The sequence below is a fragment of the Mesobacillus selenatarsenatis SF-1 genome (assembly GCF_000813125.1).
Lineage (GTDB): Bacteria > Bacillota > Bacilli > Bacillales > Cytobacillaceae > Mesobacillus > Mesobacillus selenatarsenatis.
Genome location: NZ_BASE01000003.1, coordinates 25,742 through 34,369, shown reverse-complemented (window position 1 = coordinate 34,369; position 8,628 = coordinate 25,742). Strand labels below are relative to the sequence as shown.

General features: G+C 43.7%; 7 protein-coding genes. 6 read left to right on the top strand and 1 reads right to left on the bottom strand.

Annotated elements, in window-relative coordinates:
• The first annotated feature begins 203 nt into the window (after nucleotides 1-203).
• From TY49_RS00330 to spoVT, 5 genes are all read left to right on the top strand, one after another.
• Nucleotides 204-836, top strand: a complete 633-nt coding sequence (locus tag TY49_RS00330) for a 50S ribosomal protein L25/general stress protein Ctc (RefSeq protein WP_041963908.1) — start codon at nucleotides 204-206, stop codon at nucleotides 834-836.
• Between the two features lie 144 nt (nucleotides 837-980).
• Nucleotides 981-1,541 (top strand): aminoacyl-tRNA hydrolase, encoded by a 561-nt coding sequence (gene pth, locus TY49_RS00325; RefSeq protein ID WP_041963907.1) that lies wholly within the window; start codon nucleotides 981-983, stop codon nucleotides 1,539-1,541.
• Between the two features lie 146 nt (nucleotides 1,542-1,687).
• Complete coding sequence (gene fin, locus TY49_RS00320) at nucleotides 1,688-1,918, top strand: anti-sigma-F factor Fin (protein WP_041963906.1); 231 nt, start codon at nucleotides 1,688-1,690, stop codon at nucleotides 1,916-1,918.
• A 293-nt stretch (nucleotides 1,919-2,211) separates the two neighbouring features.
• The gene (gene mfd / locus TY49_RS00315; protein ID WP_041963905.1) at nucleotides 2,212-5,748 is read left to right on the top strand and encodes a transcription-repair coupling factor; all 3,537 of its coding nucleotides are present in this window, start codon (nucleotides 2,212-2,214) and stop codon (nucleotides 5,746-5,748) included.
• A 342-nt stretch (nucleotides 5,749-6,090) separates the two neighbouring features.
• Nucleotides 6,091-6,627 (top strand): stage V sporulation protein T, encoded by a 537-nt coding sequence (gene spoVT, locus TY49_RS00310; RefSeq protein WP_041963904.1) that lies wholly within the window; start codon nucleotides 6,091-6,093, stop codon nucleotides 6,625-6,627.
• A 32-nt stretch (nucleotides 6,628-6,659) separates the two neighbouring features.
• Here the strand turns inward: spoVT and TY49_RS00305 are convergent, their stop codons facing one another.
• Nucleotides 6,660-6,854, bottom strand: a complete 195-nt coding sequence (locus TY49_RS00305) for a hypothetical protein (RefSeq protein ID WP_156972565.1) — start codon at nucleotides 6,852-6,854, stop codon at nucleotides 6,660-6,662.
• 160 nt (nucleotides 6,855-7,014) lie between these two features.
• Here TY49_RS00305 and TY49_RS00300 point away from each other — a divergent pair, with 160 nt between their 5' ends.
• Nucleotides 7,015-8,619: a putative polysaccharide biosynthesis protein gene (locus TY49_RS00300; RefSeq protein ID WP_041963902.1), complete on the top strand. Its 1,605-nt coding sequence runs from the start codon at nucleotides 7,015-7,017 to the stop codon at nucleotides 8,617-8,619.
• Nucleotides 8,620-8,628 lie beyond the last annotated feature (9 nt).

Below are 8,628 nucleotides of genomic sequence, written 5' to 3'. Positions count from 1 at the left end.
TGTTATTGTGACAGGTTTCAAGGAAACAGGGCCAAAGCTGTCAAGAACCTGTAGCAATTTCCCGCGGAAAGCGAAGTGCCTGGAACGAAACTCAACAGCCATGTTTAATAGAGCCTCTAAAAAAAGTAAAACGTTTAGACCTTCCTATTTTGGGGCATTTTTTATATAGACAAGAACTTACGAAATAGGAAGGGGACAAAACTATGGGTGCAGTATTGAAAGCAAATGAGCGCACAGGTACTCAACGTTCTACCTTAAGGAAGTTACGCCAGGAGGGTAATATCCCGGCAGTCGTGTATGGAAGGACGACGGATAGTAAGTCGATTTATGTAGACAGCATTGAGTTTGTGAAGACCATCCGCGAAAATGGCCGAAATGGTGTCATTTCACTTGATGTAGGTGGGAATCAGCATAGTGTCATGCTGACTGATTACCAGGAAGACCACATTAAGAATGAGATTCTCCATGCTGATTTCCTTGTTGTCGATAAAAGTTCGAAGGTACATGCAAGCGTCCGAGTAAACCTCGTGGGCGATGCTGCAGGTGTCAAGGATGGCGGCGTACTTCAGCAGCCGATCCACGAAGTGAACATTACTTCGACTCCAGGCAATATCCCTGAGTCAATTGATGTAGATATCACAAACCTGCAAGTGAATGAAAACCTGACACTTGCTGATATCAAAACAGGAAGTTACGAAATTAATGATGACGAAAACACGGTAGTCGTTTCAATTCTTCCTCCTAAAGTGGAAGAAGAAATCAATTCTGGAGAAGAACAAGAACCAGGAGAGCCTGAAAATGAAGAAGGAAGAGAAACTGAAGCGAGCGAAGAATAAAGCAGCAATAGACGTAGCCTAAAAGGGTTACGTCTTTTGCAGTTTTCGTGTACATTAGAAATAGAAATTCTTTCTGGTTTTCCCTGAATCAAGGGGAATTAGTGATTTAAAGAGATGATATGCGTTTGGTTAGGGGTGTGGAAAGTGAAGTTATTTGTTGGACTTGGGAATCCAGGAAGGCAATATGATAAAACAAGGCACAATATCGGCTTTGAAGTCATTGATGAGTTATCCAAACGGTGGAACATTTCATTGGATCAGGCAAAACATAAAGGCTTATATGGAAAGGGATTTGTTGGCGGTGAAAAGGTAATCCTACTTAAGCCTTTGACCTATATGAACCTTTCTGGTGAATCAATCAGGGCCGTTATGGATTTTTATGATATGGATCTGGAGGATATAGTCGTAATCTATGATGACCTCGATATGCCGACGGGCAGAATCAGATTGCGCCAAAAAGGCAGCGCTGGCGGCCATAATGGAATTAAGTCGACGATTGCCCATACTGGAACACAGGAATTCAAGCGAATCAGGGTAGGTATCAGCCGCCCTACAAATGGAATGGCGATCACGGATTGGGTTCTCGGACGTTTTACAGCGGAAGAAAACGAACAGATGGCTGAAGCTGTAATGAAGTCTGCCGATGCTTGTGAAGAATGGATTAAAAAGCCTTTCTTAGAAGTTATGAATACATTTAATCAATAGAAGATTTTATTAAAGATGGCGAAATAAACATGCCAATCTTTTGATCAAGTATTATAATGTAAAAAAAGAATCATACAATAGGCTAAGTGCATAAGTTCCTGCCAAAGGGTCAATAATGATAATGACTTAATTTGGGAGGGACGGGCATGGCTATACACTATCATTGCCGTCATTGCGGCACGAAGATGGGCTCACTGGACAGTTTCTCTGTCCACAGTGAAAGTTTAGGGCTGCATAAGCTGACTGAGGAAGAGCGCCAGGAGATGGTTTCTTACGCAGGAAATGGTGACATCAATATAAAATCGATCTGTGAAGACTGTCAAGAAGCCCTGGAACGCAACCCAGACTTCCACCAGCATGACTACCTAATTCACTGACAAGCTTTGGATTCCTCATCCAAAGCATTTTTCTGTTTGTATTTTGGCCATAATTATTAAAGGCTGTTTTCGTAAAGATTGTTGTTAAAATCCTAAAGCCGATTTTAACGTGAAAGTATCTATTTTGTAGTTCGGTATTAAGTGTGCAAGCTCTTTTCTCCTAATAATTTTTAATATTGTGAAGAAACATAGGTTATTTAATCCTATTTTGTAGTCAATAGCAACAAAGTTTGAGAAAAGAGCCTTTTTAAAAGTAAAGATTAGCATTTTTTTATAGAGAGGGAGAGGTTTGGATGCAGGGGCTGAAAGCTCTATTTAGTCATCAGGATGATGTCCAATCTGTTATATCCGGAATGGATGCGGGGCTTAGGGAACAACTCGTCGCAGGCCTTTCTGGTTCAGCGAGGACGGTCTTTTTAGCGGCAATTTACGAACAGACGAAGCGCCCCGTCCTGATCGTCACACATAATTTATTGCAAGCGCAAAAACTACATGATGATCTTGTTAATTTAATAGGGGAAAATGATGTTTATCTTTACCCGGCAAATGAATTGATTGCCGCTGAAATAAGTATTTCAAGCCCTGAGCTGAAGGCACAGAGGATTGAGGCTCTGAATCATTGGAGCAAAAAGAAGACAGGTATTGTGATTGTCCCGATGGCTGGCCTTAGGAAGCTGCTGCCGCCAAAGGATCTATGGTCGAAATTCCAGATGACATTCAAGCTCGGTGAAGAGATTGATCTCGAATCGGTTCTTAACCGGTTTGTCAGCATGGGCTATGTTAGGGCGGAAATGGTTTCGGCTCCTGGTGAATTCAGCCTTCGCGGCGGAATTATCGACATTTATCCGCTGACATCGGCAGACCCAATCAGGATTGAGCTGTTTGATGCTGAGGTTGACTCAATCAGGACATTTTCACTTGAGGACCAGCGCTCGAAGGAAAAAATGAAAACTGTAGCGATTGGACCAGCGATAGAAAACCCAATCGAGAATGAACAGCTGGACCGTCTGGTCGCGGGGCTGGAAAAAGGGCTCTCAGGCAGTTTGAAGAAGCTTAAGGATGAAAAAGCGAAGACGCTGATGTCGCAAAACATTGGCTATGAATTGGAACAGCTTCGCAATGGGCAAAAACCTGATCAAGTTTTTAAGTACTTATCCATTGCGTACGAAAAGCCTCAAAGTTTAATAGATTACTTGCCGTCTAATGGTTTTCTGTTCGTCGATGAAATAAGCAGGGTTCAGGAGATGAATGAGTCTCTTAGCAAGGAAGAAGCGGAATGGTATACGAGTCTCCTCGGTGAAGGGCAGATCATCCATGACCTGAAGATTTCACACCAGCTGCCTGACTTGATGAGTAAAGCCGGAAAGCCAATTGTGTATCTATCTTTATTTTTAAGGCATGTTCCAAACACGAGTCCGCAAAACATCATCAATATCTCATGCAAGCAGATGCAGAATTTCCATGGTCAGATGCATGTGCTTAAAGGAGAAGTCGACCGCTGGCGCAAAGGAAATTATGCGGTTATTTTCCTTGGTCCGGACGCCGAAAGAGTCAAAAAGCTCGAGCGAGTTCTTGAAGACTATGAAATCGATGCAGTAAAAATGAACAGCAAGCAGGAATTGCTGCCGGGAAAAGTTCAGATTATCCAGGGCAGCCTGAATACGGGCTTTGAATTCCCAATCCAGAAGATAGCTGTGATTACGGAAGAGGAACTCTTCAATAAAAAAACAAAGAAGCCTGCGAGAAGACAAAAGCTATCGAATGCAGAGCGGATCAAGAGTTATTCTGAGCTTAAGATTGGCGATTATGTCGTCCATGTAAACCACGGAATCGGGAAATACCTGGGCATAGAAACGCTCGTGATCAATGGCGTTCATAAGGATTATCTTCATATCCGATACCAGGGAAGTGATAAGCTTTACGTCCCGGTCGAGCAGATTGACCTTGTCCAAAAATACGTCGGCTCAGAAGGTAAAGAACCTAAGGTCTATAAGCTCGGCGGCAGCGATTGGAAAAGGGTCAAGAGTAAGGTTCAGTCCTCTGTACAAGATATCGCAGACGATTTGATCAAGCTTTATGCAGAGCGTGAGGCGAGCATCGGGCACGCTTTCTCTCCTGATGGCGAGATGCAGCGCGACTTTGAATCTTCATTCCCATATCAGGAAACTGAAGACCAGGTTCGTTCCATCCATGAAATCAAGCTTGATATGGAACGTGAACGCCCGATGGACCGCTTGCTGTGCGGGGATGTCGGCTATGGTAAAACAGAGGTTGCAATCAGGGCTGCCTTCAAGGCGATTGCTGATGGAAAGCAGGTAGCCTTCCTTGTGCCAACGACCATCCTTGCGCAGCAGCACTATGAGACTCTAAGGGAAAGGTTTCAGGACTTCCCGATTAACATTGGTTTGTTGAGCAGGTTCCGTACCCGCAAGCAGCAAACGGAGACGATCAAGGGACTGAAGGCTGGAAGTGTTGATATTGTTGTTGGAACCCACAGGCTGTTATCAAAGGAAATCACCTACAGCGACCTTGGCCTGCTGATCATAGATGAAGAACAACGCTTTGGGGTAACGCATAAGGAAAAAATCAAGCAGCTTAAGACAAATGTAGATGTCCTGACTTTGACGGCGACGCCAATTCCAAGAACACTGCACATGTCGATGCTGGGCGTCAGGGATCTATCAGTCATCGAAACGCCGCCTGAAAACCGCTTTCCTGTCCAGACATATGTCATGGAATACAACGGGGGACTTGTCCGCGAGTCGATTGAGCGAGAGCTTGCCAGGAACGGACAAGTTTACTTCCTATATAACCGAGTTGAGGATATCGAACGGAAGGCTGAAGAGATATCCATGCTTGTGCCTGATGCACGTGTCACTTTTGCACACGGCCGGATGACCGAAAATGAACTGGAATCTGTCATGCTTGGTTTCCTTGAAGGAGAATATGATGTCCTGGTCAGCACGACAATCATTGAGACAGGTGTGGATATTCCGAATGTAAATACACTGATTGTTTACGATGCAGATAAAATGGGTCTTTCCCAGCTTTATCAGCTAAGAGGACGGGTTGGACGCTCAAACAGGGTGGCCTACGCCTACTTCACATACCGAAAAGATAAGATTCTGACTGAGGTTGCGGAAAAACGCCTGCAGGCAATCAAAGAATTCACTGAGCTGGGCTCTGGTTTTAAAATCGCGATGCGTGACCTGTCAATCCGTGGTGCCGGTAATTTGCTCGGTGCCCAGCAGCATGGCTTTATCGACTCAGTCGGTTTTGATCTGTATTCACAGATGCTCAAGGAAGCAATTGAGGAGCGCAAGCCTGAGAAGGATCAAGTGCGCAAGCCTTCGATTGAAATCGATCTTGAACTTGATGCATATATACCTGATAGCTACATCTCTGATGGACACCAGAAAATCGAGATGTATAAGCGCTTCCGTGGTATAGAGACATTGAAGGATATCGATGAATTGAAAGAGGAAATTACCGACAGGTTCGGGGATTACCCTGCAGAAGTGGACACCCTATTTAAGGTAGCAGAACTTAAGGTGTATGCAATCACCGCAGGTGTGGAAACAATTAAACAGGCTAAGCAGGATGTAACGATTCTTTTAACAGAGGATGGAAGCAGCAGAATTGATGGACAGAAGGTGTTCAAGCTAAGCAGCCAATATAGGAATGCAGTCGGGCTTGGAATGGATGGCAAAAAACTAAAAATGGTCGTCCATACGAAAGGCATGAAAAACGACCGCTGGTTCGACATTACTTTCGAGATGATTAAGGGACTTCATGACACCCAAAAAGAACAGGAAAATACAGTATCGTAACCATTTGGAAATAATTTGTAATCTAAATGTAAAATGATAAGGTGTTTCAAAAAAGATAGACAAGGGTAATTTTTGTGTGTACGCAATTATTAGCTGGAAGGTTTATCCGTTTTTGGCACCTTTATCACTTCAAAGAAAATAATAATGAGAAGTGTATAGAACTTTCCATATGAAAGATACTAAGTTCAAATCTTGGTAAGGTTGATTAATAAAGGCAGTATCATTATCGAAGGCTCATTTCGTAAACCTTCGACAAAAGGATTATTTCCGAAAAACAACAATTAATACGAAAACAACCTTACCTAAAAAAATAATCATCAGATGAAAGTGAGGCAACGTTGGATGAAAGCAACTGGTATTGTTCGTCGAATCGATGATTTAGGTCGTGTCGTAATACCTAAAGAAATTAGAAGAACACTTCGTATTCGTGAAGGAGATCCACTCGAAATCTTTGTGGACCGTGATGGTGAAGTCATTTTAAAGAAGTATTCACCAATCAGTGAACTGAGCGATTTTGCGAAGGAGTATGCAGAAGCGCTATATGATAGCTTAGGCAACCCGGTATTAATTTGCGATAGAGATACTTATATCACATTGGCTGGAAGTTCCAAGAAGGACTACTTGAATAAAAACATCAGTGAACTTGTTGAAAAGACGATGGAAGACCGCACTTCGTCCCTTGTGAACCAGCAGACTAACATCTCGCTTGTTGAGGGGAATGAAGAGCCTGTATCTGCTTATACAATCGGGCCAATCATTGCAAACGGAGATCCAATCGGGGCAGTAATAATCTTCTCTAAAGAAGGATCATTGGGTGACGTGGAACAAAAAGCTGTTGAAACAGCTGCAGGCTTCCTGGCAAGACAGATGGAGCAATAATCAAGATTCCTGATTTTTACGGATTTATAATCTTACCTAAAAGGGCAGCTGTCAAAGCTGCCTCTTTTCGTGTTTTGAAGTATAAGCTTCGTGCACGAAGAATAGTGTCCAGCTCCAGCGATTGTCGGGTCTGACCAAGGCGCTTGCGCTTTTCTATTTGTCCAGCTCCAGCGCCTAGCCCCTCGAGTCGCTTTGGTCCGCCCAATGAAGTCAAAGAACGACTTCACTGGTCGGCCCTCCAGCGATTGTCGGGTCTGACCAAGGCGCTTGCGCTTTTCTATGTTACATCCTTCTAACAAATTGGTGTTACCTGTCATGCTTGGGGCAGACGCTTTTACCCTTGTGATATAATACGGTTGAAAATGAAGAATTGGAAGGAGATGGGCGATGAAGCCCGTTGCAGATTCAAAGGAACTGATGAAGGGAGCCATGATCCTGACTATGGCAGCCCTCGTTACAAAAATTTTAAGCGCAGTTTACCGTGTCCCGTTTCAAAATATTGTCGGGGACATTGGTTTTTATATTTATCAGCAGGTTTACCCTTTTTTTGGGATTGTCATGGTTTTATCTACATATGGATTTCCAGTTGTGATATCCAAGCTTTATACGGAGCAGCAGGCTGCAGGGAATACTGGCAGGGCGGATAGGCTTTTGGCTATTTCACTTGTTTTTCTCAGCATGGTTGGACTACTGTTCTTTTTGTTTTTCTATTTTGGTTCTGGATGGATTGCCGAAAAAATCGGTGACCCTGAACTAAAGCCTTTATTCAAGGTCGTCTCCGTGCCATTCCTGATCTTCCCGTTCACCTCTGTGTTCAGGGGATACTTCCAGGGAAAGGGAAACATGGTTCCGACTGCGATATCTCAGGTTTCTGAACAATTCATCCGTGTTGCGACTATTCTGATCCTGTCAGCGGTCCTGGTACAGCAAGGCTTCTCTCTTTATATCACTGGTGCCGGTGCTGTGTTCGGGTCAATAACCGGCGGAGTCATTTCCGTTTTAATTCTAGGCTTTTTCTATCTGAAAAATAGAGGAGCTAATCCCTTCACGCGTTTTCATATTAGGGTTCTATTTAAGGACGCAGCTTGGGTCTTAAAAGCACTTATCATTCAGGGATTTGCGATAAGCATTAGTGGGATGCTGTTAATATTGCTTCAGTTGGCAGATTCGTTGAATATGTATGCCTCATTGCTGGCAACGGGACTGACTGCAGAGGAAGCAAAATCGGCCAAAGGCATTTTTGATCGAGGGCAGCCGCTCATCCAGCTTGGGACAGTTGTCGCCACCTCGATGTCATTAAGCCTTGTACCGGCGATTTCTGGTGACAAATCAAGTAATCGGCGGGAAAAAGTCCTTCCCAAAGTCAGGCTTGCGCTTCAGACAAGCCTGATATTTGGTGCTGCGGCGGCGGTTGGCTTATACAGCATCATCGTTCCAGCAAATATCATGCTGTTTGAGAATGCAGATGGATCCGATGTTCTTGGACTACTCAGCCTGATGATTTTATTTGGCTCTGTCATCCTGACAATTATGAGTATATTACAGGGGCTTGATAAGTCCATTTTTCCGGCGGCGGTCATTCTTGCGGGATTTGGATTGAAATACATATTAAACCTATTGCTCATCCCTATTGCTGGAACAATGGGCGCAGCTATTGCCACATTGGCTGCGATGCTGGCTGTCATGTTTATCCTGATTTATAAACTAAGACGTGAGCTGGGGCAGCCTGTTTTATCACTTGTCTTTATAGCGAAAATATTGTTTGCCTCGGCCATGATGGCTGTCTTTCTGCGATTATTTTTATATATAACGGATTTCGGATATGGATATATTGAACCAGACAGGCTCGGAGCTGTATTTCAGGCATTAAGCTCAGTGGCCGTGGGGGCACTTGTTTACTTTTTTATTTTGATAAAAACCAGGGCTTTGACTGAAGAAGAACTAGTAACTTTGCCATTTGGCAGCAGAATTGTCCAGTTGTTCTCTAAATAGAGCCTTGAA